Source organism: Stutzerimonas stutzeri (assembly GCF_024448955.1).
In the GTDB taxonomy this organism is placed as follows: domain Bacteria; phylum Pseudomonadota; class Gammaproteobacteria; order Pseudomonadales; family Pseudomonadaceae; genus Stutzerimonas; species Stutzerimonas stutzeri_AQ.
The window spans coordinates 35314-61021 of sequence record NZ_JAMOIH010000006.1; the positions used below are offsets into that span (position 1 = coordinate 35314).

Annotated in this window: 26 protein-coding genes; 19 read left to right on the forward strand and 7 right to left on the reverse strand. The window is 58.9% G+C overall.

Going from position 1 to position 25708, the window contains the following annotated elements:
• Positions 1–70: 70 nt before the first annotated feature.
• Positions 71–1225 (reverse strand): mandelate racemase family protein, encoded by a 1155-nt coding sequence (locus tag NA645_RS08090; protein ID WP_256048362.1) that lies wholly within the window; start codon positions 1223–1225, stop codon positions 71–73.
• 441 nt (positions 1226–1666) lie between these two features.
• The gene (locus tag NA645_RS08095; protein ID WP_256048363.1) at positions 1667–3079 is read right to left on the reverse strand and encodes an alanine/glycine:cation symporter family protein; all 1413 of its coding nucleotides are present in this window, start codon (positions 3077–3079) and stop codon (positions 1667–1669) included.
• A 328-nt stretch (positions 3080–3407) separates the two neighbouring features.
• Between NA645_RS08095 and NA645_RS08100 the strand changes: the two genes are divergently transcribed.
• The 3 genes from NA645_RS08100 (at position 3408) to NA645_RS08110 (ending at position 5774) form a co-directional block, all read left to right on the forward strand.
• Positions 3408–3788, forward strand: coding sequence for a hypothetical protein (locus NA645_RS08100; protein WP_256048364.1), 381 nt, complete (start codon positions 3408–3410; stop codon positions 3786–3788).
• A gap of 265 nt (positions 3789–4053) precedes the next feature.
• Positions 4054–4482, forward strand: coding sequence for a DUF2231 domain-containing protein (locus tag NA645_RS08105; RefSeq protein WP_256048365.1), 429 nt, complete (start codon positions 4054–4056; stop codon positions 4480–4482).
• Positions 4479–5774, forward strand: a complete 1296-nt coding sequence (locus NA645_RS08110; RefSeq protein ID WP_256048366.1) for a PQQ-dependent sugar dehydrogenase — start codon at positions 4479–4481, stop codon at positions 5772–5774. The genes NA645_RS08105 and NA645_RS08110 overlap by 4 nt, the downstream gene beginning before the upstream one ends.
• Before the next feature lie 285 nt (positions 5775–6059).
• On the opposite strand, the gene NA645_RS08115 is transcribed toward NA645_RS08110, so the two are convergent.
• Positions 6060–7025 (reverse strand): integron integrase, encoded by a 966-nt coding sequence (locus tag NA645_RS08115; protein ID WP_256048367.1) that lies wholly within the window; start codon positions 7023–7025, stop codon positions 6060–6062.
• A 150-nt stretch (positions 7026–7175) separates the two neighbouring features.
• Here NA645_RS08115 and NA645_RS08120 point away from each other — a divergent pair, with 150 nt between their 5' ends.
• The 10 genes from NA645_RS08120 to NA645_RS08165 all read left to right on the forward strand — a co-directional run bounded on the left by NA645_RS08120 (position 7176) and on the right by NA645_RS08165 (position 15687).
• Positions 7176–7742, forward strand: coding sequence for a hypothetical protein (locus NA645_RS08120; RefSeq protein WP_256048368.1), 567 nt, complete (start codon positions 7176–7178; stop codon positions 7740–7742).
• Between the two features lie 423 nt (positions 7743–8165).
• The gene (locus NA645_RS08125) at positions 8166–8498 is read left to right on the forward strand and encodes a hypothetical protein (RefSeq protein WP_256048369.1); all 333 of its coding nucleotides are present in this window, start codon (positions 8166–8168) and stop codon (positions 8496–8498) included.
• Between the two features lie 91 nt (positions 8499–8589).
• The gene (locus NA645_RS08130) at positions 8590–8976 is read left to right on the forward strand and encodes a hypothetical protein (protein WP_256048370.1); all 387 of its coding nucleotides are present in this window, start codon (positions 8590–8592) and stop codon (positions 8974–8976) included.
• A 110-nt stretch (positions 8977–9086) separates the two neighbouring features.
• Positions 9087–9755 (forward strand): hypothetical protein, encoded by a 669-nt coding sequence (locus NA645_RS08135; protein WP_256048371.1) that lies wholly within the window; start codon positions 9087–9089, stop codon positions 9753–9755.
• 75 nt (positions 9756–9830) lie between these two features.
• Complete coding sequence (locus NA645_RS08140) at positions 9831–10181, forward strand: hypothetical protein (RefSeq protein ID WP_256048372.1); 351 nt, start codon at positions 9831–9833, stop codon at positions 10179–10181.
• 96 nt (positions 10182–10277) lie between these two features.
• The gene (locus NA645_RS08145) at positions 10278–10664 is read left to right on the forward strand and encodes a tautomerase family protein (protein WP_222180839.1); all 387 of its coding nucleotides are present in this window, start codon (positions 10278–10280) and stop codon (positions 10662–10664) included.
• A 129-nt stretch (positions 10665–10793) separates the two neighbouring features.
• On the forward strand, positions 10794–11660 hold the full coding sequence (locus NA645_RS08150) for a hypothetical protein (RefSeq protein WP_256048373.1): 867 nt from the start codon (positions 10794–10796) through the stop codon (positions 11658–11660).
• 102 nt (positions 11661–11762) lie between these two features.
• Positions 11763–12113: a DUF3024 domain-containing protein gene (locus tag NA645_RS08155; RefSeq protein ID WP_256048374.1), complete on the forward strand. Its 351-nt coding sequence runs from the start codon at positions 11763–11765 to the stop codon at positions 12111–12113.
• A 434-nt stretch (positions 12114–12547) separates the two neighbouring features.
• Positions 12548–13351 carry an AadA family aminoglycoside 3''-O-nucleotidyltransferase gene (locus NA645_RS08160; protein ID WP_256048375.1) on the forward strand — a complete coding sequence of 268 codons (804 nt, stop codon included), beginning with the start codon at positions 12548–12550 and terminating at the stop codon, positions 13349–13351.
• Between the two features lie 107 nt (positions 13352–13458).
• Positions 13459–15687, forward strand: coding sequence for an esterase-like activity of phytase family protein (locus tag NA645_RS08165; protein WP_256048376.1), 2229 nt, complete (start codon positions 13459–13461; stop codon positions 15685–15687).
• A gap of 102 nt (positions 15688–15789) precedes the next feature.
• On the opposite strand, the gene NA645_RS08170 is transcribed toward NA645_RS08165, so the two are convergent.
• Positions 15790–16119 (reverse strand): four-helix bundle copper-binding protein, encoded by a 330-nt coding sequence (locus NA645_RS08170; protein WP_256048377.1) that lies wholly within the window; start codon positions 16117–16119, stop codon positions 15790–15792.
• A 182-nt stretch (positions 16120–16301) separates the two neighbouring features.
• Between NA645_RS08170 and NA645_RS08175 the strand changes: the two genes are divergently transcribed.
• The 3 genes from NA645_RS08175 to NA645_RS08185 all read left to right on the forward strand — a co-directional run bounded on the left by NA645_RS08175 (position 16302) and on the right by NA645_RS08185 (position 18787).
• The gene (locus NA645_RS08175) at positions 16302–16892 is read left to right on the forward strand and encodes an IMPACT family protein (protein ID WP_256048378.1); all 591 of its coding nucleotides are present in this window, start codon (positions 16302–16304) and stop codon (positions 16890–16892) included.
• Positions 16893–17049: 157 nt separating this feature from the next.
• Entirely contained in the window at positions 17050–17346 is a 297-nt protein-coding gene (locus NA645_RS08180; protein ID WP_256048379.1) for a hypothetical protein, read from the forward strand.
• A gap of 490 nt (positions 17347–17836) precedes the next feature.
• Entirely contained in the window at positions 17837–18787 is a 951-nt protein-coding gene (locus NA645_RS08185; protein ID WP_256048380.1) for an adenosine deaminase, read from the forward strand.
• Between the two features lie 30 nt (positions 18788–18817).
• Here the strand turns inward: NA645_RS08185 and NA645_RS08190 are convergent, their stop codons facing one another.
• On the reverse strand, positions 18818–19735 hold the full coding sequence (locus NA645_RS08190; RefSeq protein WP_256048381.1) for a LysR family transcriptional regulator: 918 nt from the start codon (positions 19733–19735) through the stop codon (positions 18818–18820).
• A gap of 104 nt (positions 19736–19839) precedes the next feature.
• Between NA645_RS08190 and NA645_RS08195 the strand changes: the two genes are divergently transcribed.
• On the forward strand, positions 19840–20853 hold the full coding sequence (locus NA645_RS08195) for a zinc-binding alcohol dehydrogenase family protein (RefSeq protein WP_256048382.1): 1014 nt from the start codon (positions 19840–19842) through the stop codon (positions 20851–20853).
• Between the two features lie 30 nt (positions 20854–20883).
• On the opposite strand, the gene NA645_RS08200 is transcribed toward NA645_RS08195, so the two are convergent.
• Positions 20884–22074, reverse strand: coding sequence for a Bcr/CflA family multidrug efflux MFS transporter (locus NA645_RS08200; RefSeq protein WP_256048383.1), 1191 nt, complete (start codon positions 22072–22074; stop codon positions 20884–20886).
• Positions 22075–22274: 200 nt separating this feature from the next.
• Here NA645_RS08200 and NA645_RS08205 point away from each other — a divergent pair, with 200 nt between their 5' ends.
• Entirely contained in the window at positions 22275–22907 is a 633-nt protein-coding gene (locus NA645_RS08205) for a TetR family transcriptional regulator (protein ID WP_256048384.1), read from the forward strand.
• A 38-nt stretch (positions 22908–22945) separates the two neighbouring features.
• Here NA645_RS08205 and NA645_RS08210 read toward each other — a convergent pair whose 3' ends face one another.
• A complete protein-coding gene (locus NA645_RS08210; RefSeq protein WP_256048385.1) occupies positions 22946–23137 on the reverse strand; it encodes a heavy-metal-associated domain-containing protein in 192 nt (63 codons plus the stop codon).
• Between the two features lie 147 nt (positions 23138–23284).
• On the opposite strand from NA645_RS08210, the gene NA645_RS08215 reads away from it, so the two are divergent.
• Positions 23285–25666 carry a heavy metal translocating P-type ATPase gene (locus NA645_RS08215; protein WP_256048386.1) on the forward strand — a complete coding sequence of 794 codons (2382 nt, stop codon included), beginning with the start codon at positions 23285–23287 and terminating at the stop codon, positions 25664–25666.
• The last annotated feature ends 42 nt before the right edge of the window (positions 25667–25708 follow it).

Genomic DNA, 25708 nt, shown 5'->3' on the forward strand with positions numbered 1-25708 from the left:
GGATTACTGGAACGCTTCATGGGTCAGCCTTTTTGTATTTATTCAGACTTGAAGCTGGTCTCTCGGGATTTCAGTGGCGACTCAGCGTATTGGCCTCGATGTAAGCGAAGTTGATGTCTTCACCCAGTCCAGGCCTCTGCGGCAAGTGCACGAACCCTTCATCGTCCATCGGGTCGACGATGCTGTTGAGATAGGCCGGTACGTCGTCGTACTCCAGGAAGGGATGCAGCAAACCGCGTTCGTACCACCCGCAGTTCTTGATCGCACCCACGACGGCAAGATTGGGCGCGCCGTTTCCGTGGATTTCGCAATCGAGACCGAAGGACTCCGCCAAGTGCGCCACCTTCATGACCGGCCCGATACCGCCAACTCCCGCCACACCCGCTCGCAGGATGTCGCAGGACTTTCCACTGACCCAACCGGCACGGCTGTGGTATTTGCCGCCCAGACTTTCAGGACCAAGCACCGGAATGCTGAGGTTCGCCGCGAGCCAGGCGTAGGACTCGGCCGACTCTTCTATCATCGGCTCCTCGAACCACGCAAAGCCGAGCTTCTGGATTTCCTGGCCGATATAGAGCGCATCGGTCCGGTTGTACCAGTGGTAGCCATCGAGCATCAGCGCAATATCCGGCCCAACGGCTTCACGCACCGCAGCGCAAGCCCTGACGTCCATTCTGGGGTCGGGCGCGAAGGAAATAGGCGGCATCCAGGTGTGCAATTTGATGCCCTTGTATCCACGGCGGACCAGCTTTTCAGCGAACTGACCGTATTCGTCCGGAGTGGACAAACCACCCGGCGTGTCGTCCCCACACATGGTCGAACCGTACGCCCGCACCTTGTCGCGATAGCCGCCCAACAGTTTGTAGACCGGCACCTCGAATCTGCGCCCAGCCCAATCCCAGAGCGCCTGCTCGACCAGCGCCAGACTGCGATCGGTCAATTGTCCGCCGCTCCCGCGCTGCCAATGTGCTAGGTCCTGCCAGATGCGCTCGCGGTCCAGGACGTTCTGTCCGACAAGTACCTTGCGCACGTAGCTTTCGATGATATGTGCACGAAGCAATTCCGGCGCACCGAAGGCATAGCCTTCACAGCCATCTTCGGTAGCGATCCGCAGCAGCGCCATGCGCGCCTGGACTTCTTCACCTGGGTGGGAGTGACCGGCGCTGTCTACGGCGCGGCGCGTGGGATAGGAAAACACTTCGACACTGACACGGGTGATTTTCATAGCAGCGAGACTGTCCTGGGCATTGTTCTTCTGATTTGCACGCTCTGTATGTCGTCGTACTAATGGCGAGTATTTTCCGCCAGAAATGGTTTGTCAACACAGAGGTATGACGACTTTCTTAGCTCGCCGCAGCCGGCATAACAGAAAACCAGCATATAAATGCTTGTTTTATAAGACAAACAGGAGAGTTCTTGGAAAGGAAGAAATGCGACTTGACCGTTAGTCAGACAACTACGACAGACATCTCATCGTACAAACGTTCGATCAAAGTGCATCGAGACACCCTCTATAGAGGACGCAGTGCGCGGTCATCAGCTGGGCAGAGAGGTCATGGTCAGGATTCCGCCCCGTGCTCACCGGGGCGCTGCCCAGCCGAAGAGGCGGAAGGGGTAGTTACAAACTGAATGGCGGTACCCCGGCACCAATACCGGGGCGCCCCCGCTATCGCCAGATGTCGTTGTGGATCTTCGCCTTCAGCTCAGGGTAATCCTTGACCCTGAACGTCGGCACTACACCTTCCTTGATCTGCGCCATGTAGTCCTTGGTCAGTTTCACCACCGTGCCGGAGAGCAGCATGATCGCGATCAGATTGATCGTCGCCATGAGACCCATGGATGCGTCCGCGGCGTTGAACACCGTGGCCACGGCCTCATAGGCGCCCCAAACCACCATCGCCAAGGCCGCCAGGCGTAGCAGTGTCAGGCCGAGCTTGTTGCCTGCGCCGAGGAAGATCAGCGCATTCTCGGCGTAGGAATAGTTGGCGACGATCGAGGTAAAGGCGAAAAACAGAATGGCGATGGCAACGAAATAGCTCCCCGCCACCCCAATATGGCTTTCCATCGCCTGCTGCGTCAGCTGCGTCCCGGTCACGCCCGAACCCGGCTCCAGCACACCCGACAGCAGAATCATCACGGCTGTCGCAGTGCAGATGACTATGGTGTCGATGAACACACCCATAGCCTGAACTAGCCCCTGCGACGACGGATGATGCGGAGCTGGCGTCGCAGTCGCCGCCACGTTGGGTGCCGAGCCCATGCCCGCCTCGTTGGAAAACAACCCGCGCTTGATACCGTTGAGCATTGCGGCGGTGACCGAACCGGCGGCGCCGCCCGCTGCCTCTTCCAGGCCAAAAGCGCTACGGACGATAGTCATCAGCACGCCGGGTACTTCGCTGATATTGATCACCACCACGATCAGCGCCATGAGCACATAGAGCCCCGCCATTAACGGCACCACAAGCTCGGCGAAGCGCGCAATGGAACGCAGCCCGCCGAAGATCACCAACCCGGCGAGGATGGCGACGGCGGCCCCTACGGCCAGCTTGGGAAAGCCGAACGCCCCCTCCATCGCATCGGCAATCGAGTTGGCCTGGACGGCATTGAACACCAGTCCGAACGAGATGATCAGCGCAACGGAGAACACGCCGCCGGCCCAGGGTGCGTTCAAGCCCTTGGCGATGTAGAACGCCGGCCCGCCTCGATATTGGCCGTGGCCATCGCGTACTTTGTAAAGCTGGGCAAGCGAACTCTCGGCATAGCCCGTCGCCATGCCGACCAGCGCCACCATCCACATCCAGAAGATCGCCCCGGCACCACCGAGATAGAGCGCCACCGCCACCCCCGCCAGGTTCCCAGTACCGACCCGCGAAGCGAGGCTGGTACACAGCGCCTGAAATGGCGATATGCCCGAGGAGTCGCTCTGCCGCGCCCCTCTGATGGCGCGCACCATCTCACCGAAATGCACGAACTGCAGGAATCCCAGGCGGATGGTGAAGAACACCCCGACCGCGAGCAGACCGTAGATAAGGATGTAACCCCAGAAGATTGAGTTGAGAAAGTCGATGATAGCGGTCATGTAGGCGCCTTATCGTAAGGAGACGGAAGGATACGGTTAACTCTAGCCGCTGAGCCGGAGCGCACCAGCTAGAGCGGGCTCGCGATCGATAACCGGATGACGATACCCCGCAGCCATACAGCGCGCGGCAAAGACGCAAGGTCGGAACCGACTCGGTTAAAAGGGTTCAATCGAAACCGCCCGCTCTGTCGATCAAGGCTCTGGTTCGGCTCGAACCATACGCCGGCAGGCGCTATACGCACCTTAGCCCAGCAAAAGACACGGAATCAGAACCGAACCCTCGGCCTTCGAGCCCTTCTAAGCAGGCATCGACTCAGAGGAGGTTTCTATGACCAAGCAATTGCTCGCCGCCTGTGGCCTCGCACTTTGTGCACCCATCGCATTGGCCCAGACGCCGAAGCCGGAGATCATCGCTAACCTGAACGGCCTGAAGATCGACGTCAGCCCCATGGGCGTACCCACACGAGCGGAGGGCGTCGAAGGCGAACTACTGGGCGTACGCGCCGTGAAAGTGTTCAACCATACCGGCGAGCAAGTGACCTGCGAGTTCCACGTACCGGACGACGCGCGCGCGGACACCTCGGCGCCACCGGTTTTCACCGTTGCGCCCAACAGTCAGGCCGTGGAGCGCGTTCCGGGCGAATACTCATTAGGCGAACCCTACGCCGAAATCACCTGTCGCTCCGCAGTGCGCAATTCCGCCCAATAAGTAACAGCGCGCAAGCAGGATCCAAGAAGCAACCGCCATGGCGCCCGACGACGATACGGAAGCCATTGGCGGCGCGAACCGGTGTTGTCTGCTGGCTTCGACCGCGGGCGCGAGATCGGATACGAGTTGGCCTTCGGCCCAATGGATCGGAGTGAACTAACCGCTAGCGCTACGTTCCCCTTTTATACACAGTCAGAGCGAGCCCGGCGGGCCAACGCATCCGCACCGAGTCAGGCCAGGGTCGCCCAGCGAAGAGGAGTCCGCCGTGACCGCTACCACCCAGCGCACCTACCGAAGCAGGCCAAACCCGTTACACGCGACCTTGCTTGCCGGAACCGTCCCCCTCTTTCTCGGCGCCCTGCTGAGTGACATCGCCTACTTTCGCAGCTATCAGATCCAGTGGAGCAACTTCGCCTCTTGGTTGATCGCCGGCGGGCTGGTTTTCTGCGGGCTGGCGCTTCTGTTCGCACTGGTCAATCTGATACGAGCCCATCACAAGAAAGGTCGGCCACTGGTGTACTTCCTGTTACTGCTGGTGACCTGGGTGCTGGGCTTCATCAATGCCTTGGAGCATGCCAAGGACGCCTGGGCCGCCATGCCCATTGGCCTGGTTCTCTCTGTGATCGTCACCGTGTTGGCCTGCATTGCGACCGGGATCGGCCTAACCAACCTGCGCGCCGGAGGTGCACGATGAAACATCCGAACGCACTGACCGCGTTGTCGCTGGCCGTACTGCTCGCCGGTTGTGGCATCGGGGGTGAGGACACTGATCAGGAGTACGGCGCCACCCCGAATCTGCCCGAACCCGAACGGGGAATCTTGCCCAGCATGAAGATCGCCGAGCCCACGCCGTGGGGCGATCAACTGCCGACGGTGCCGCAGGGTTTCAACGTCCAGGCAATTGCCACCGATCTAAAGATCCCGCGCCAGACCCTCGTGCTGCCCAATGGCGACATCCTCGTAGCCGAAGGCCGAGGCGGCAATGCGCCGAAGCTCAAGCCCAAGGACGTGATTGCCGGCTATATCAAGGCTAAGGGCAACACCTCGGTCGAGAGTGGCAATCGCCTGACACTGCTACGCGATGCCGATGGTGACGGCACCTACGAGGTCCAGACCGTATTCGCCGAAGATCTCAACGCACCGTACGGGCTGGCGTTCCACGACGGCACTCTGTACGTGGCCAACCAGGATGCGCTGGTGCGCTTCGATTATCAGGAGGGCCAGACCGAGGCCAGCGGCCCGCCGACGAAGGTCGTCGACCTCCCCTCCGAGATCAACCACCACTGGACCAAGGCGCTGACCATCAGCCCAGACGGCCGTTTCCTATATGTAGGCATCGGCTCCAACAGCAATATCACCGAGCGTGGGATGGAAGCCGAAGTCGACCGCGCCCTGGTCTGGCAGATCAACGCCGAGACAGGCGCCTACAAACCCTACGCAACCGGCCTGCGCAATCCCACCGCATTGGCGATCCAGCCCGGCTCCGGGCAACTCTGGGCAGTGGTGAACGAGCGGGACGAACTGGGCGAGGATCTGGTGCCGGACTACCTGACCTCAGTGCAAGAAGGCGGCTTCTACGGCTGGCCTTACAGCTACTGGGGCCAGAACGTAGATGATCGCGTGCGACCGCAGGACCCGGAAAAGGTCGCCACCACGATCACGCCGGACTACGCCCTGGGCTCCCACGTTGCGGCGCTCGGTCTGGACTTCTCCGAACCGTCCATGGGCGAGCAGTTCGCCGACGGCGTGTTCATCGGCGAGCACGGCAGCTGGAACCGCAAGAATCCGGTTGGCTACAAGGTCCTCTTTGTCCCCTTCAGCGACGGACGCCCCTCGGGACCGCCAGTCGACTTCGTGACAGGCTTCCGCACAGAAGATGGTAAGACCCGCGGTCGACCCGTCGGTGTGACTGTCGATCCAAGCGGCGCGCTAATCGTTGCCGACGATCTGGCCAACACCGTGTGGCGGGTGACCCGAACCCAGTGACCGATGTCGGTCAATCAAGAAGCCGACAATCAATAGGGTTGTTGGCTTCATCCACTCGGTGAAGGCCCATTACTGGCGCTTTGATTGACTATTCAACTTTGGGGCCGAATTTATTCGGCGTTGTATTTGGCCGAATAAATTCGGTCCTACGGCTCTTCTCCGGACTCTTTATCCCACTCGAAAGAGCGCTTCCGTCACAACCATGGCGAAACGGGTTAGATGATCGTAAAAGGATGCGAATCGGGCCCATCCGCCTTATGAAGGTATATCCCTTCGTTCGCGAGATTACATTCGATCCAGCGGGCTCAAGACAGCCAAGCCGCCACGATTGAGCACATGGGTGTAAATCATCGTTGTCTTTACATCAGCATGCCCCAGCAGCTCCTGCACGGTGCGAATGTCCTGCCCGCTTTCCAACAAATGAGTGGCAAAGCTATGCCTCAAGGTGTGCGGTGTTGCCGGTTTGGAGATACCAGAAGCTTTAACGGCACGCTTGAATGCGCGCTGGACCCGCTTCTCGTCAAGGTGGTGCCGGCGCACCGCGCCACTGCGCGGATCTACCGAAAGGCTGGACGCCGGAAACACATACTGCCAAGCCCAATCCCAAGGCGCTCTAGGGTATTTGCGAGCCAGAGCATCGGGCAGATAGACATCTCCTCTGCCCTCGGATAACTCCTGATCATGGATGGCCCGAGTACGGGAAATGTGCTGTTTGAGCGGCCCGACCAAACTTGCGGGCAGTATAGTAACGCGGTCCTTCTGTCCTTTACCGTCTCGGATGACGATCTCGTTACGAGAAAAATCGACGTCCTTCACGCGGAGCCGAATGCCCTCCATCAAACGCATGCCACCGCCGTACAGAAGCCGCGCAACGAGCCCAACCGGCCCATCCAGCAACCCGAGTATCTGATGCACCTCCTCCATGGAGAGCACCACAGGTAACCGGGCCGGCTTCTTGGCACGCACGACTTCGCCCAACCACGGCAGGTCTTGTTTAAGGACTTGTTTGTAAAGAAACAGCAATGCAGCGAGCGCCTGGTTCTGCGTCGAAGCCGAGACGTCCCGGCGAATAGCAAGGTCGGAAAGAAAGGCTTCTACCTCTGGCGCACCCATATCAACCGGGTGCCGGTATTCGTGAAAACGGATGTAACGCTTAACCCACTCGCAATAGACACGCTCAGTTCTGATCGAGTAGTGTTTAAGCCTGATCTGCTCACGCACCTGATCCAGTAAACGCGGCTTCCCTTCCATGATGTATAACTCCTTTATACAGTTTTCACCCCTCGAAACCGCCCAGCCTAGACAAGGACATCCTCAATGGCAAGAAACGTTATACACCAAGCCCGTTCGGCGTCTTATGCACCAGTTGGTGTCTAATTATAGTTATGCCAAGGACAGACAGTGAAAAAATTTCTGCAGGATAATTTCCCAAGAATTGACCCTAGTCCATTCTTTATCTGGGCAATTGGATCCTCTGCAATATATCAACTCCCAATAAACGGCGTGGAGAGAGCTTTTCTTGAAAATAACGCGACAATTATAAATCTAATATTTGGAGCTGTTATTTCAGCTGCCTTCGCCGCGCTACTTATAATCCTTCTTCTTTTCTTAAGCAGCCAAAATAGAATATTTTCATACGCGCACTGGATCTCGAAATTATTCTCCGACACAGCTCTAGGATCAGCAGGCTTCATATTCTCAGTAGAACTACTGATAAATAATGACTGGGAGCACGCAGCATATCTTTCACTGACAATTATTTTATACGTCATTCTAATCAATCATTTATTCATGGTCGTTTTTGATGACAATACCGGCACTCTAAAGCTAGTGAAATCCATTGACCGATGTTCAGATACAGAAATACCGTCAAGAGAGATACACATAAAAACCATGGCTTTCGCAGTGATTGTCTCCTGCTTAGTGGCGGCAGGGATACTTTTCAACATTTCACAATTAAAAGCATAACAATTGGTTCAAATCGCTCACTTCGCTCGCTGGGACGGGCTAAAGCCCGCCCCTTAACAAAACGTTAGGGTTCCCATGTCGCAATTCGCAAACCTAGCCACCGAGCTTAAATCTGCCGGAATCCGCATGGGGCAAATCCGCATCAACGAAACACCCCAAGACTGTTGCTTTTGCATTCTCAACTATGGCGATGAGATCGAGTGCTTCTACTTTGAGCGTGGTGGAAAATTCGACCTGGTGTCTTTCGCTTCGCAACCCGAGGCAATTGAGCACTTTAAGAATTGGGTACTATCCAATAAAACGCTATATGCAACCTGGGGAGGCACTGTTGGACAACCCTAACAATAGGTTCAAACCGCTCGCTCCGCTCACTGGGACGGGCTAAAGCCCGCCCCTTAACCAAACGTTAGGCACACAAGAAAAATGAACGCAGCATATAAAATATTTACTGACTGTTCGTCAAAAGCAGCTGCGGCAAAAGTGGCTAAGCGCTATTTTTCTACTATTGGGTCAGAACCAAGCACACTTACTATCGCTCCCTATCACAAGGGCGGTTTTTTGATTGCTGGGGTTATACCTATATCTGCCCATAATTGGCCAGAAGTAATATTTGAAGCACTATCTATAGCCCAAAATGTAGGCAGAGCATGGGTAATAACAGGTAATATCGATGAAGAACTAGATGCTTGGTCAAGCGACTCGGCCATTTCGGGTGTCTCATCAATACAACTACAGGTCGTCCGTGCATGCGCCTAACAAGTCGCTTAAATCGCTCACTTCGTTCGCTGGGACGGGCTAAAGCCCGCCCCTTAGCTTAATCGTTATGCACCCAAAAAAGAGAGAGACCATGAGAACAATAAATCCGCTCATCATGCTCTGCGCAATATTAATTTCAGGATGTGCAACCACTGCAAAATATGAAGCCATTTTGGCTTCTTGGGTTGGCTCTCCTGAAGGTGATCTTATACGTAGCTGGGGGCCGCCCCAGCAGGTATACGACACTGGAAGTGGAACCAAGTACCTAACCTACTCCAGTTCTCGCCAAGTTTATATTCCAGGCACAAGCCCAACCTATACAACAAATTACAACCCGTACACCAATAGCGCCACAACAACAAGTTATGGTGGAACACCTGCGCAAAATATTAATATGGGATGCCAAACAACCTTTGAGGTAAGCGGCGGGGTAATTTCAAGTTGGCGCTGGCAAGGAAACGATTGCAGAGCACAGTAGTGCACGCATAACAATGCGCTCAACTTCCGCTCACTTCGTTCGCTGGACGTCCAAAAGCTACGCTTTTGTCCGCCCGTTAGCTTAATCGTTATAAGTCATCGAGGTTCTGAGTGAGCAATGAGATCAGGGCAATAATCCAGAAAGCGGAAGAAACCCTCCAAACTGCCCGATTTGGCTACGAAGATCTCACGTCCGGAAACCGTTACCGGAGGTATTCTGGTATCCGGAACTTGGTCGTGTTTGGCCGGTCGGTGACCTTTGTAATTCAGAACCTCAAAAGTCCAGTAGGGTCTGATCGGTTTGATGCGTGGTACCAACCGATACGCGAGAAAATGCAGGCTGATGTTCTGATGAAGTATTTCGTAACATTGAGAAACGAGATAATCAAGCAGGGAAAGCTCCCGGTCAGTACGTCTGCTTCACTCAACTTCTCGTCTTCGGATATGAAAAAGCTGGGAACTCCGCCACCGGGGGCCAGTGGCTTTTTTATTGGAGATCAAACTGGTGGCAGCGGGTGGGAAATCGAGCTACCAGACGGAACTAAAGAGAAGTACTACGTTGAACTCCCCGAGAGTATGGCCAAGGTTCAGCAGCACTTCAGTGAGTTGCCGGTGCCAGATGACGATGATTTGAAAAGGAAGCCTATCGAGGAGCTCTGCGAATACTACCTGAAAGAACTTGAGTGGGTAGTGGATGAGGCTCGGAAAGCGTTCTTGGGAGAGGACACTCAAAGAGCCGGGGGCAAGAGGCTTCCACCATATTTACGAGTCGTGAAATGACTTATAACCAGTGCAGGCAAGGGACGCTCCTGACGTCGCGCCCTGCCGCAATCGTTAGCGCTCATGGAGAGAACAATGGAACTTGCAGGAAAATCAGATCAGGACATTCTGTCCATCGCCAACCCCATCATGGACAACCTGATGGATGCCTCATCAGCAATTGACTATGAGAGGCATATCCGGGATTTCACTGATCGCCTGAAGGGCGTTCTCCCCAAGGAACGCCTGGAGTGGATTTGCCAGGACTACCAGAGCACAAAGGGCTTCTTTGCGGAGCGCGAGTTTGTCGCTGCGTTCCGGCGCCCAGACTCTGTCGCTATCGTCTGGAAGCAACGCTTCACTAAGCAGCCTGGAGACTTCGTGGCGGAGATGGTTCTCGTCCATCAAGATGGCAAGTATCTTGTTGACCATGTGATGGTCTTCTAGTGAGCGCTAACTAGTGGTTCAAGGGCGTTCGCTTCGCTCACTGGGACGGGCTAAAGCCCGCCCCTTAACCAAACGTTACACATTGCAGGAGGCATCGTGATAGTCATCTATGGAATCAAAGAACACCTTAACCCGATCAAGGCTCAGCTCTCTGAGGTCATTCACGGATGTATGCAATCCGTACTTGGGATGCCGGAAGACAAACGGGCTCATCGTTTTATCCCTATGGAAGCCGAGGATTTTTATTATCCTGGTGGCAGGACACCCGCCTACACGGCCATCGAGATCAATATGATGCAGGGTCGAAATCCCGAGACCCAAAAGGCCCTGATCAAGGAGCTCTTCAACAAGATTGAGTCCGTGGTTGGCATATCACCCGTAGATGTTGAAGTCACGATCAAGGAGCAACCGCCACACTGTTGGGGCTTTCGCGGCATGACTGGAGATGAGGCGCGTGACCTCAAGTATTCAGTCAATGTGTAACAAGGCAATCAAATTCGTTGCGGCCCGCTGGGCCTCCACCGGACGGCTTTTTCTCCGCTTCGCTGCGTAAAAGCCGCCGTTTATCGCTGGCGTTATGTTTAAACCAAGCCATGCAGGCAAGACCTGAAAATGACACCGGAATATAGAATTGAAGCGGAAAGGCAGATTACGTCCTACCTGCAAAGTAATGATGTTGTAAATATAAAATACATGCAGGTTGAGCAAACCTACAATGATCTTGGCGTCGAAATCAACGTTTGGAACGTGAGAGCAGAAGGTGGCAACTGGTGGGTTGTGGAAGGAGAAGGCGCACCAATGAATCTGTACACCCAAGATACCTTCTATTTTTCCGCCGATGAAGCCTATTCCTTCCACATGGGTATAACTCAAAGATTACAAGCCCGGCACCACAAAGAATTCAAACACATCATCGATGAGCTGCCATTGGATATTAATGGGGTAAAATCCATTAGCCGCAGGTTAAATCTGGCAGCGCAAAGCCTAAACGAGACCACAGGCATAGAGCACATTCAAAGTATTGGGCTAACATGCAGAGAAAGCTTAATTGAGCTTGCCGCAATACTTACAGAGGCCAATCCAACCGTCCTGACTGACAACAACCTCAAAGCCGCAGACTTCAAAGGCATATCAAAAGCAGTCATTGCCATATACGCCCATGGAAAAAGTAATAGCAACTTAAGAAAGTACAGCCGAAATATGGCAGAAATGGCGTGGGACTACTCATCTGAAATCGTACATTCGCCAAACAAAAATATTCCAGATGCAAAGATCTGCCTGCTTTTTACATGCTCAATTGTTTCCATAATCCAAAACCTCTACCTTAAGCATTTGGGGTTTGATGCAGAACAGAAGTGTCCAGAATGCAAAAGCATGGATTACAATCTGCACGAAGCGGATGATTTGGGTTTTTTCATGCTGTGCAGCGACTGCGGCCATGAAGAAGCGGTTCAAGTAGAGACCCAAGGCAGCGAGTAAAACATAACAATCGGTTCAAATCGCTCGCTGCGCTCGCTGGGACGGGCTAAAGCCCGCCCCTTAACCAAACGTTAGGCACCAAACCAACCATTCCGAGTGACCATGGCATTTAGTGAGCTAGAGACCAAGCGAGTGGAAAAGGCTGTCGGAAAGTTCGTCGAGGAGCATCGCCCGCCGCCACACATCCGACATGAATTGGATCTTTCGTATCGCATTAATGGGCAAAGCGTTGAGATCTTTGAGGTTCGTCCGCGGTGGCGTGGCGCTCCTGGCGAGACCATGGAACAGCCGGTCGCGAAGGCTACGTTTGTCAGAACTACAAACCTTTGGAAGGTGTTCTGGATGCGAGCGGACCTGAAGTGGCATGCCTATCCACCCACGCCTCAGGTCGGCACAGTTGACCGGTTTCTTTCCTTGGTGGCAGAGGACAAGCATGCCTGCTTCTTCGGCTAGCATTGGTGCCTAACTTAGGTGTTAGGCCACCCCCGAAATGCTCAAGCCCCGCACGCTAAAAGTTCTGGTTGCGCTTCTTCTCGCGTATGGCTTGCTATGGCTGCCTGCTGCATGGATTTCCTCCTACCCCAGTTCCCCGCTGGGCCTGCTGTTGGCTGTTCCGCTTTTTTCCGTTTACGCACTTCATCAATTCGGCGTGCCGCGGCTTCTGGAGCACAACGGGATGTGTGGCTGGGGTTGGTGTGCCCCGACAACGTTGGGCTGGCTCCTTGGGGCTTCCGTTCTGGTAATTGGTGCCTGGGTGATCGCTTGGGCAATAGCCTCATGGCGCCAAGCCAAGGTCGGCACTTGAAACATGCATGCGGCGACGGCAGGGCGCTACAGTTGCGGACGCTCGTTGAGTTTTCGTTTCCATCGACTGGCCGCTGAGTACCATGACCGACCCCATGCCTGCCGCCTCGATTGATACGCAGCTATCTCAGGCTCGCGCTGTCATAGAACGCCACCTAGCACCATCGCTACTGGCCATACACCTGTTCGGCTCCGCACTGGATGGTGGTCTGAAGCCGTACAGCGATATCGACCTGCTGGTTACCGTGCGCACGCCACCCGACGAAGCCATCCGGCGGGCGCTCTCGCTCGAACTGTTGACCGTCTCGGCGCCTCCCGGCCACAGCGAAGCGCTGCGGCCGCTGGAGGTGACGGTTGTTTCGCTGAGTGAAGTGCTGCCCTGGCGCTACCCGGCTCGGCGCGAGCTTCAGTTCGGGGAATGGCTGCGAGAAGACCTTCTTGCGGGCGTCTTCGAGCCGCCTGTTCTGGACATTGACCTTGCGATTCTGTTGTCGAAGGCGAGGCAGCATAGCCTCGCGCTGACGGGGCCAGCGGCGGACAGGCTTTTCGAAGCGGTGCCCAAGCACGACTTCTACGCTGCGCTCGCTGACACGCTCAGGCAGTGGAACGCGCCCGAGGATTGGCTAGGTGATGAGCGGAACGTCGTGCTCGCGCTGGCTCGCATCTGGTACAGCGCTTCGACCGGGCGGATCGCGCCGAAAGAGGTTGCGGCGGCCTGGCTGCTGAATCGCCTGCCTGCTGAGCGTCAGCCGGTACTGCACGAGGCTCGGCATGCCTACCTGAATGGCGAGATAGATAATCTGGCGGCTCGCGCAGAGGAGACTACTGCCTTCATACGCTTCGCCAGGGCCGCGATCTCTGCCCTGCCTGAAATGTCCAGAACATAACCACTCATCCGAGCGCGACGGGCGCAACGAGCATCGGTCATCGTCCCGTAAGAAACCCGGCATAGCGTGCGTTGGCTAACTCCCAATCACAGAATGCCGAGGCCCGCATGAGAACACCGACCCGCCTGACCCGCACTGCGCTGTCGACCGCGCTGACACTGGCTCTGCTGCCGTTGGCTGCCCAGGCCGCGCCTTCGCGCGCCGCGGAGTACTTCGAGCGGGTCGCGACCTTTCCGGTGTACCGCAACCTTGGCGCTGATGAAGACGCGTCGAACCAGACCGTTGCTGAAATCACCGCCGTGAGCCGTGATGGCCGGACGTTGATCTACACCGACAGCCCTGGCAAGCGGATTGGTCTGGTGGACATCCGCGATCCGAAATCACCGAAGCCGGCGGGCTTCGTGCAGCTCGAAGGCGAGCCGACTTCGGTAGCGGTGCACCAGCACTATGTGCTCGTCGCGGTGAATACCTCGCTCAGCTTCACCCAGCCCGATGGTGTGCTGGCGGTGTTCGATATTCGCCATCCCGCGCAGCCCAAGCGTGTCGCCACGCTGCCGATGGGTGGGCAGCCGGACTCGATCGCCGTCAGCCCAAGGGGCCGTTATGCCGCGGTGGCAATCGAGAACGAGCGTGACGAGGACCTGAACGACGGACTGATTCCGCAATTGCCGGCCGGCTTTCTACGGATCGTCGACCTCAAGGGCCAGCCGTCGCGCTGGAGCACTCGGGATGTTGACCTGACCGGGCTTGCCGATGTGGCCCCAAGTGATCCGGAGCCGGAGTACGTCACGATCAACGACCAGGATGTCGCCGCCGTCACGCTGCAGGAGAACAATCACATCGTGCTCGTCGATCTGCGCGGTGGTCGTGTGATGCGTCACTTCAGCGCCGGCCAAGTCGATCTCGAAGGCGTTGATGTGGAAGAAAACGATCGCATCGAACCGGTCGGCGTGCTCAAAGGCAAGCGCCGCGAGCCAGACGCCATCGCCTGGGTCGGGCCGTTGCTGGCGACCGCCAACGAGGGCGACTACACGGATGCGAACGGCGAGGAAGGCGGTAGCCGCGGCTTCACCCTGTTCGATTACAACGGCCAGGTTTGGCATGAAGCCGGTGCCTCGATGGAGCATGCTTTCATCCGCGCAGGCCATTACCCGGAAAGCCGCTCGGAGAACAAGGGCATCGAGCCCGAAGGCATCGCTTCGGCCAGTTTCCGCAAGCAAGACTTCCTGTTCGTGGGCAGCGAGCGCGGCAATGCGGTGGCCGTTTATGACGTGGCGCGCCCGTGGGCGCCGGTGTTGCATCAGCTTCTGCCGACAGGCATGGGGCCGGAAGGGTTGCTGCCGATCCCGTCGCGCAACCTGTTGGTGGTCAGTAGCGAGGAAGACTCGGCTGAAGACGGCTATCGCTCCACCCTTTCGATTTATCAATTCGGCGCCAAGACGGCATCGTATCCGGAGATTCGCTCGACGGACAGCCAGCTGATTCCATGGGGCGCACTCAGTGGCATGGTCGCGGACCGTACGCAAGACAACCGCCTGTACGCCGTGCCGGACAGCTACTACAAGGCGTCGCGAATCTTCAGCATCGACACGAGCAAAACGCCAGCCCTCATCGACAGGCAGATCGAACTGCGCAAGGCAGGTGAGACGGTCGACTACGACCTGGAGGGAATCGCCCAGGCCAGTAATGGCGATTTCTGGCTGGCGTCGGAAGGCAACGGCAAGGCCAAGCCGAACCTGCTGATTCGCACCAATGCGCAGGGCGGGGTGCTCGAAGAACATGCCCTGCCCGCAGACGTTGCGGCGCAGCAGACCAGCAATGGTTTCGAGGGTGTTGCGGTGGTTGGCGAAGGCGCCAGTACCCGCATTTACGTGGCTTTCCAGCGGGAATGGAAGAACGACCCGGCCGGAAAGGTGCGCATAGGCGTGCTCAATCCGAACAATGGCGAATGGGGCTTTTATCACTACCCGCTCGACCCAGCTGTCGAAGGCGGCTGGGTCGGGTTGTCCGAACTCACCTCGATCGGCAACGGCCAGTTCCTGGTCATCGAGCGTGACAACCAGCAGGGACCTGCAGCCGAAGTCAAACGGCTCTACCGCATCGACCTAAGCGGCATGCAGCCAGCCGCGGAAGGCCAGCGTTTCCCACTGCTCACCAAACAGCTGGAGCGTGACCTGCTGCCTGACCTGAAGAGCACTGGTGGTTGGGTGCTGGACAAGGTCGAAGGCGCCGCCGTCGACAGGCAGGGCCGCCTGTTCGTGGTGACCGACAACGACGGCGTGGAAGACGCCAGCGGCGAAACGCGCTTCATGCGCCTTGGCACCATCAAGCGATAGGACCAACCGGACCGTAGACTCGGCGGCGCACGTAGCGGTGGATCAGCGGCCTCATCGCTACGTGGGCATTGGCCTGCACCGCGGCGGTCAGCGCGACCACCATCAGGCCGCCATCTTCTCGCACTCCTCGGCGCACTTGCGGCAAGCCTCGGCGCATGCCCGGCAGTGGTCCGCCTGGTGCTTGGCGCACTCTTCGGCACAGGCGCGGCAGGCTTGTGCGCAGATCCGGCACATTTCCTTGGCCAAGGCGCTATCACGAGTCATCAAGACGGCGGCAAGCGCGCAGAGATCGGCGCAGTCGCGATCCAGCGTGATGCAGCCGGCCATCATCTTCACGTCTTCCTCGCGCAGGCAGGACGCCGCGCAGTTTTCGCAGACGAGCGCGCAGTTGGAGCATGCCTGGATACATGCCTGATACTTGGAATTGAGCATCGCTGTTCTCCTCGGTAAGTCGCTGTTGGGTAGGTCGCCATCCGGACGACACGGGTATTTCGTTTGGGGAACGCGGGCGTCTAAAGTTCAGCCTGATCCACCGAGCGGTATCCGTGTGTTCAGCGCAGCATGGCCTCGGGCGCCGGTACAATGCCCGCCTACTCCACTACGCAAACACGCCGATGACGTTCACCCTCGCAGCGCCTTGTGAGTTCCAGGAAACCATTCGCAAGAGCCGCTTTCTCGCCATGGCCGCCCCGGTATCCAGCCCTGAAGAAGCCCAGGCGTTCATTCAGGCGGTCAGCGATGCCACCGCAACGCACAATTGCTGGGCGTGGAAGATCGGCAGTCAGTATCGGTTCAGCGATGATGGCGAGCCCGGCGGAACGGCAGGCAGGCCCATGCTGACTGCGATTGAAGGCCAGGATTGCGATCGGGTCGTGGTGGTCGTGACCCGCTGGTATGGCGGCATCCAGCTCGGCACTGGCGGCCTGGCTCGCGCCTACGGCGGCTGTGCCGCGAAATGTCTGCAAGCGGGCGTGCTTGTCGAATTGGTCAGACGCGAGCGCTACGGCTGTCATTGCCGCTTTGCCGAGCTGGCTTTGTTCAAGGCGCGCCTGGGTGAATACGACGCTTTGATTGAAAGCGAGACGTTCGACGCAGAGGGCGCCGAACTGGTGCTGGCGTTACCGCCAGAGCAGTGGCCACGGCTGCAGCAGACGCTCGCGGACATCAGCCGTGGTCGCAGCGAACTGCGCCTGCTGGACGCCTGACTGCCCCTCTCCGTGGGAACTGCAAGCAACACGGGAAGTCGCTATTACAACGGCACTGTGTTGGGTCAACCGTTCAACTGCGCGCTTTGTCCCACCGATGCCGTGGTCGTGGAAGTGCCGAAGCACGCATTCCCGTTGCGATAGAAGGAGTCAACCAATGAAAAGCAATTACAAGTGGGTCATCCCAGGCGCCGTGCTGCTCGCCTCCTTAGGCCTCGCCGGTTGCGATGTAGAAAAAACCGAAGAAGGCTCGCTGCCGGACGTAGAAGTCGAAGGCGGCAACATGCCCGAATACGATGTGGATGCGCCGGATGTAGATGTTGGTACCAAGGAAAAGACCATTACGGTGCCTGACGTCGATGTCGATATGCCCGCGGACGACGAGCCGGATATCGGTGAGCCCGTCGAGCCCACCGTACCGGCTCCAACAACCGAGCCGACTCCCCAGAACTGAACGGCTGTGGCGGATTCGAAAACGAATCCGTAATTCGTTTGAGCCATGCCCTCCCGTCAGGGCGTGGCGTTTTTATCGACTGTTTTTCACTTCTGCTGTGCATGACTTTGTGGATAAGGTTGGGGAGACCAGCAGCAATGGGCGCTCGAGACGATCGTTCATTTTTTAGCCAAACTGCCTCCGCTTCAATTCAAGACTCTTAAAAGCCTTGATTTACAAGCATTTTTGGCGTTTCAGGCTGCCCAACAAGCAATAGCATCAAAATGCTACCTCTCAGCCAGTTTTTATACGCAATTTGCGTGGAAAACTCTGTGGATAATCTTTGGATCGTCTATCGCTGGGCACGGCTGCGCTCGTTTGCAGCGCGTTGGTCAATTCTTGCGCAGGACAGGCGGCCCGCTTAGTTTCGTGCCGAGCAGCCTGACCTTGGGGTCAGCTCTTCGCGTGTTGTGGTTAGAATGGCGCTTTCCTACCGGACGGGGTTTTCCTTATGTACGACTGGCTCAACGCCTTGCCTAAAGCCGAGCTGCACCTGCATCTCGAAGGTTCTCTCGAGCCCGAACTGCTGTTTCGCCTGGCCGAACGTAACAAGATCGCCCTGCCCTGGGGTGATGTAGACGCACTGCGCAGCGCGTACGCGTTCGGCAATCTTCAGGAGTTTCTCGACCTCTATTACGCGGGCGCCGACGTGCTGCGTACCGAGCAGGACTTCTATGATCTGACCTGGGCCTATCTGCAGAAATGCGAAGAGCAGAACGTAGTCCACACCGAGCCCTTCTTCGATCCACAGACGCATACCGACCGTGGCATTCCGTTCGAGGTAGCCATGCGCGGCATCAGCGAGGCGCTGGCCGACGGTCGCGAATTACTGGGCATCAGCAGCGGCCTGATCCTCAGCTTTTTGCGCCACCTGCCTGAAGAAGCGGCTTTCAAGACGCTGGAGGAGGCGATGCCCTTCCGAGACGCTTTCTTCGCAGTCGGCCTGGACAGTTCAGAAATGGGTCATCCGCCGAGCAAATTCGAGCGCGTGTTCGCCAAGGCGCGAGCAGAAGGCTTTCTCGCAGTCGCCCATGCCGGTGAGGAAGGCCCGCCGCAATACATCTGGGAAGCACTGGATCTGCTCAAAGTCAGCCGAATCGACCACGGCGTTCGCGCCGCCGAAGACCCTAAGCTGATCGAACGCCTGATCGAGCAGCAGATTCCGCTCACGGTCTGCCCGCTGTCAAATACCAAGCTCTGCGTGTTCGACGACATGAGCCAGCACAACATCCTGCAATTGCTGGAACAGGGCGTGAAGGTCACGGTGAATTCCGACGATCCGGCCTATTTCGGCGGTTACGTGACGGAAAACTATATGGCGCTGCATGAAAGCCTGGGCATGACGGAAGAACAGGCACGCCGTCTGGCACAAAACAGCCTCGACGCACGGCTGGCCAAGTGATAAGCAGCGGGTCGCCAAGCGCAACCCGCATCAATGCGCGAACGGTGCCTGCTGGAGCAACAGCCGGCATCGGTCGACGAGATGTTCGCGCAATAGCCGTACCACTTCGCCCAGATGAGCGCGATGAGCACAGATGAGGTTCAGCGGCGCCGGCTCGCCCAGCAGCTCCGGTAACAGCACGACTAGACGTCCCGCCTGCACATCCTGGGCAACGTCCAGCCACGATTTATATACCAATCCCCGTCCGGCCAACGCCCAGCGCCTCACCACATCGGCATCGTCACTGATGCGATCACCGCTCACGATCTGCTCCAGTTCACGTCGACCGTCGTAAAAGCACCAGCGCTCGTGAACCCGCCCCGCCAGCATGAAGCGCAGGCAGTTGTGGTCAGTGAGCTCGGCCAGCGAGCGCGGCGCCCCTTGTGCGGCAAGGTAGTCAGGCGCGGCGCAGAGCACGCGGCGATTAGCGGTCGCCACGGGCAGCGCTACCAGGCTGGAGTCCTCCGGCTGGCCGTAGCGCAACGCGATATCGACCGGCTGTCGAAACAGATCGGCATTGCGATCAGCCAGTAACAATCGAAGGCCCAAGCGCGGATGCAACACCTGAAATTCATCCAGCCAAGGCAAGAGCACATTGCGGCCGAAGTCCGACGGAGCCGATAGCTGCAGCGTCCCACTGATGGTCGCCTTCCCTCCCGCCAGCAGTTGCTGCCCGTCGACAAGGCTCTGCAAGGCCGAGCGCGCATGAGGCAGATACAGCTCGCCTTCACCTGTCAGCCTCAGGCTACGGGTCGAACGCGCCAGCAACCGACAGCCCAGCTCCGCTTCAAGCCGCTTGAGGGCCATGCTTGCCACGGCAGGCGACAGCTCCAGCCGCCGAGCTGCGGCAGACAGGCTTCCCAGTTGAGCGGTCAGGACAAACACATGGAGGTCATCGGCACGCAGCATTTTCAATAATCCGTTGAAAGAGCCTCTGCGGAATATGCTGTTTTTCTTCGTGGTGCGAAAGCCGAACATGACGGCATTCCGCTTTCCATCCAGAGGAGACCACCATGAAAGCCATCGGCTACCAACAGTCGCTACCCATCGGCGATCCGCGCTCATTGCTCGATATTGAACTGCATGATCCGACGCCCGGCCCGCGCGATCTGCTGGTGGAAGTACGCGCCATCTCGGTGAACCCCGTGGATACCAAGATTCGCATGCGCGTCCAGCCGGAAGACGGCCAGCAGCAGGTGCTCGGCTGGGACGCGGCTGGCGTGGTGCGTGCGGTAGGAAGCGAGGTCAGCCTGTTCAAGCCCGGCGATGAGGTCTTCTACGCCGGGGCGCTGGATCGGCCAGGGGCCAATAGCGAGCTGCATCTGGTTGATGAATGCATTGTTGGCCGCAAACCGACCAGCCTCGATTTCGCTGCAGCTGCGGCGCTACCGCTGACCTCGATAACTGCATGGGAGCTGCTGTTCGAACGCTTGCAGGTCAGCGAAGGCAAGGAAGACCGGGGCCAGCGTCTGCTCATCGTCGGCGCCGCGGGCGGTGTCGGTTCCATCCTCACGCAGCTGGCGCGTCAGCTGACCGGACTGCACGTGATCGGCAGCGCCTCACGCAGCGATACTCAGGCCTGGGTTCGCGAGCTCGGCGCCCATGAGGTGATCGATCACAGCCAGCCACTGGCCGCAGAACTCCTGCGTCACGGCATCAGCAACGTCACGCACGTCGCCAGCCTGACCCACACCGACCTGCACTTGCCGCAGATCGTCGAGGCGTTGCAGCCACAAGGTCGTCTGGCCCTGATCGATGACCCGGCGAACCTCGACATCAGCCTGCTCAAGCGCAAGAGCCTTTCGCTGCATTGGGAGTTCATGTACACCCGTTCGCTCTACCAGACGCCGGACATGATTGCGCAGCACCATTTGCTCAACCGCGTCGCAGAGCTGATCGACAGCGGTGTGCTCAAGACCACCCTGGGTGAGCACTACGGCACGATAAACGCCGAAAACCTGCGCCGCGCTCATGCCTTCATCGAAAGCGGCAAGGCCAAGGGCAAGATCGTCCTCGAAGGGTTTTGAGCCGATCCCGCCGCACCCCAGGCTCCGTCCTCAGGAGGATGGCGCCCGCGACGCATTCGTTTGCTGACCGGTGTACCAGGCCAGACACGCCGCCATCAGCGCGCAGACCGTAATCACCAACGCCATGGGCACCGCCGTGCCGTTGTGCAGCGCGCCGACTGCCGCCGATGCGCCAGCCGCCACTCCGAATTGCAAACTCCCCATCAGCGCCGAGGCCAGCCCCGCCTGCTGGCCCTGGCCCGCCATCGCGCAGGCGGTCGCATTCGGCAGGATGCTGCCAAGGCCTCCCAATCCCATGAACAGCGGGATCAGCAACGGCCAAAGCGACTCCGGCTGGCTCCAGGCAATCACCAGCAGCGTGGCGCCGCAGGCGAAGTAGAACCAGACGAAACGCCGCAGCCAGAACCCCGGCCCGCGAAGCCGCAGCAACCTCGCGTTGATCTGCGATACGACGATGAACCCCGCCGCGTTACAACCGAACAGCCAGCCGTAATGCTCTGCGGGGACGCCGTATAGCTCGATGAAGATGAATGGCGAACCGGCGATGTAGGCAAACATGCCCGCCATCGACACGCCGCCACAAAGGGCGAAGGCAATGAATTCCCGATCGCGGAACAGCCCGAGATAGCGCCCTAGCGTGCCGCTGAGCGGGTGCTTCGGTGCATCGGCCGGGAGCGTCTCAGGCAACCTCAGGGCAACCGCGAGACCGCACAGTGCGCTGAAAATCGTCAGCGCGACGAAGATCGACTGCCAGCCAAACGCGTTCATCAACAGCCCGCCGGCCAGCGGCGCAAGAATCGGTGCCACGCCCATCACCAGCATCAGTTGGGAAAATACCTTGGCGCCTTGCACCGGATCGCAGCTGTCGCGCACCACTGCGCGCGTCACCACGATACCGGCGCATCCGCCTAGCGCCTGGACCACGCGTGCGGCGATCAGCCAGTCCAGCGTCGGTGCGAACGAGCATGCCAGCGACGCCAGGGTAAACAGCGTCACGCCGATCAGCAGCGGCCAGCGTCGCCCATAACGATCGGCCAGCGGCCCGTAGATCAACTGGCCGACCGCGAGGCCGATGAAATACGCCGCCAGGGACAATTGCACATGTTCGACATCAGTAGAGAATGCTCGCGCCATCGCCGGAAACGCGGGCAGGTAGAAGTCGATGGCCAGCGGACCAAAGGCGCTGAGGGCACCCAGAATCAGGAGAAGCGGGAGGGGCATTGAGGAACTCGCAGAATGGAAAAGTCGATTCGCTAGCGCAGAACGGGTAGCGGCTGATATCGAACGTTTACAGGAACGGTAAGATGCTGTTACATACAAGGGCGTTTGTAAACAGCCAAAGTTGCAGAGATTGAGGTATCAACTCAGCACCATCCGCCTTCAGGACCCTAACGCAGCCTCGACGCTGCCGTAGTGCAGACATGCGAAGAACCAAAGAAGACGCCGAAAAAACCCGTATCGCCCTGCTCGCCTCGGCCGAGCGGTTGTTTCTGGACAAGGGTGTGGCGCACACCAGTCTCGATCAGATCGCTCGCGACGCTGGTGTTACCCGCGGCGCGGTGTACTGGCATTTCCAGAACAAGGCTCATCTGTTTCACGAAATGCTGAATCAGGTGCGGCTGCCGCCGGAACAGATGACCGAGCGACTCTGCAGCTGCACGCAACAGCAGCCTTTGCAGGTACTACGCGAACTCTGCATCGAGGGTCTCGGGGCGCTGGGCCGCGACGAGCAGAAACGCCGCGTGATGACTATCCTGTTGCATCGCTGCGAGTTCACCGAGGAGCTGCGCGAAGCCGAAGAGCGCCACCAGGCGTTCATCAATATGTTCATCGATCTCTGCGAAAAGCTGTTCGAGCACGCCGCCGACGCACTTTATCCAGGCATCACGCCACGGCTTGCCGCGCGCACGCTCCATGCGTTGATCGTCGGCCTGTTCAGCGACTGGACACGCGACTCCGCCCTGTTCGATCCCGAGCGCGATGGCCCAGCGTTGATCGATCCGCTCTTCCGGGGGCTGGTCCGCGATTGGGACGCCGTCCAGGCGAAAGGCTGAGGCACATTCCCTGGACCGCGGCCCAGCTGCCGCGGCGCCTACCCGACCTGATACCCCTCCTGCTCGATCACTTCGCGGATCGCCGCTTCGCTCAGATCGCCGTCAACCTCCACTACACCCGCCTGCCGATCGACGCGGACCCTGGCCTGAGCGTCAAGCGCGAGAATCGCGTTGGTCACGGCGCGCTCGCAATGGGCGCACGTCATACCCTGTACGTTGAACGTCTGCATAGATACCTCCCATCTAGGTGTTGGCAGGCATGATCAACCTTGCCATGCAGGCAAGGTCAACACTTTAGCTGCGACTGTTACCTGTCTTGACCTTTCCATAAGGTAAAGGTTGAAGATGCTGGCAACAGACCACTCGGGGAGCGAACCATGACCAGCTCAACCTTCACCCTGCCCATCAGCGGCATGACGTGCGCCAGCTGTGCCGGACGAGTCGAACGCGCATTGCTGAAAGTACCCGGCGTGCAGAGCGCAGCCGTGAATCTTGCCGCTGAACAGGTCCGTATCGACGCCACCGAGGGCAGCGCCACCGAGCTGATCCGGGCCGTGGAAAAAGCCGGCTATGGCGTACCGGTGCAAACGCTGGAGCTCGCCATCGAGGGCATGACCTGCGCCAGCTGCGTCGGTCGCGTCGAACGCGCACTGCTCAAACAACCCGGCGTCAGCAGCGCTTCGGTGAATCTCGCCAGCGAACGTGCCCGTGTCGAAGTGCTTGGCACGGCCGATCCAGCGGTACTGATACAGGCCGTCGAGGCCGCGGGGTACCAAGCTCGGGCCGCTAATACCGCACAGGCGAACGCCGATGATGGCAAGAGTCGCCTGATCCGTGAACGCCTCGCGGTGATCGCCGCCCTGTTGCTGGCGGCACCACTGGTGGTCCCGATGCTGGGCGAGCCGTTCGGTTTGCACTGGATGCTACCGCCATGGGCGCAGTTCCTGCTCGCCACGCCCGTGCAATTCATTCTCGGTGCTCGTTTCTATGTCGCCGGCTGGAAAGCCGTGCGTGCTGGGGCGGGCAACATGGACCTGCTCGTGGCGATCGGCACCAGCGCCGGTTATGGCCTGAGCCTCTACCAATGGTGGGCGGCGCCGGCGGGGCAGATGCCGCATCTGTATTTCGAGGCCTCGGCAGTGGTCATCGCCCTGGTGTTGCTGGGCAAATACCTGGAAAGCCGCGCCAAGCGTCAGACCAGTGCCGCCATCCGGGCACTGGAGGCGTTACGACCGGACCGTGCGGTACGGGTCGTCGACGGCCGCGAAGAGGACGTCGCCATCACCGCGCTGCGACTGGATGATCTGGTGCTGGTCAAGCCCGGTGAGCGCTTCCCGGTCGATGGCGAGGTAGTGGAAGGCGAAAGCCAGGCCGACGAAGCCCTGATCAGCGGCGAAAGCCTGCCGGTGGCCAAAGCCCCTGGCGATCGCATCACTGGCGGCGCGATCAACGGCGAAGGCCGCTTACTTGTACGTACCACGGCGCTCGGCGGCGAGACCGTCCTGGCGCGCATCATCCGTCTGGTCGAGGATGCTCAGGCAGCCAAGGCACCGATCCAGAAGCTGGTAGACAAGGTCAGCCAGGTGTTCGTCCCCGCCGTTCTGCTCATTGCGCTATGCACCGTCGCGGGTTGGCTGCTCGCCGGCGCATCGGTGGAGGTTGCGCTGATCAACGCCGTCGCCGTGCTGGTGATCGCCTGCCCGTGCGCCCTCGGGCTGGCAACGCCGGCAGCGATCATGGCCGGCACGGGCGTGGCGGCGCGCCACGGGATTCTGATCAAAGATGCCGAGGCGCTGGAAGTCGCGCATGCGGTTACGGCCGTGGCCTTCGACAAGACCGGCACCCTGACATCGGGCGAACCGCGGATCGTCCATCTGCACGCAATCGACGGCGACGAATCCGCGCTGCTGCAGCAGGCCGGTGCCCTGCAACGCGGCAGCGAGCATCCTCTGGCGCGGGCGGTACTGGATCGTTGCGCGGAGCAGGAATTGAAGGTCGCGGACGTGAACCGCAGCCAGTCGCTGACCGGGCGCGGCATCGCTGGCGATCTCGATGGTCGTTCGCTGGCGCTGGGCAACCGTCGCCTACTCAATGACAGCGGTCTGCAACCGGGCGATCTGGCCGATAAGGCCGAGGCCTGGGAAGCCGAGGGACGAACCCTGTCCTGGCTGATCGAAACCGCGCCGCAGCCGCGTGTGCTCGGCCTGTTCGCCTTTGGAGACCGCCTCAAGGAGGGCGCCGCCGATGCCATCGCTCATCTCAATGCGCGACATATTCGCAGCCATCTGATCACCGGCGATAACCGGGGCAGCGCTCGGGTGGTGGCCGATGCATTGCAGATCGATAGCGTGCATGCCGAGGTGCTGCCGGCGGACAAGGCCGCCACGGTGGCCGACTTGAAGAAGAACGGCGCAGTGGTCGCGATGGTGGGTGACGGCATCAACGATGCGCCGGCACTGGCTGCGGCCGACGTCGGCATCGCCATGGGCGGCGGCACCGATGTGGCGATGCACGCGGCCGGCATCACCCTGATGCACGGCGATCCACGGCTGGTACCGGCGGCGCTGGAAATCAGCCGACGCACCTATCGCAAGATCCAGCAGAACCTGTTCTGGGCCTTCATCTACAACCTGGTGGGCATTCCGCTGGCAGCATTGGGCTTTCTCAGCCCGGTGGTAGCCGGTGCGGCGATGGCGTTGTCGAGCGTCAGCGTGGTCAGCAATGCCTTGCTGCTCAAACGGTGGAAGCCGGAAGAATGAGCATGTATGCCCTGAGGCTGCGACTCGGGAATCGAATAGACC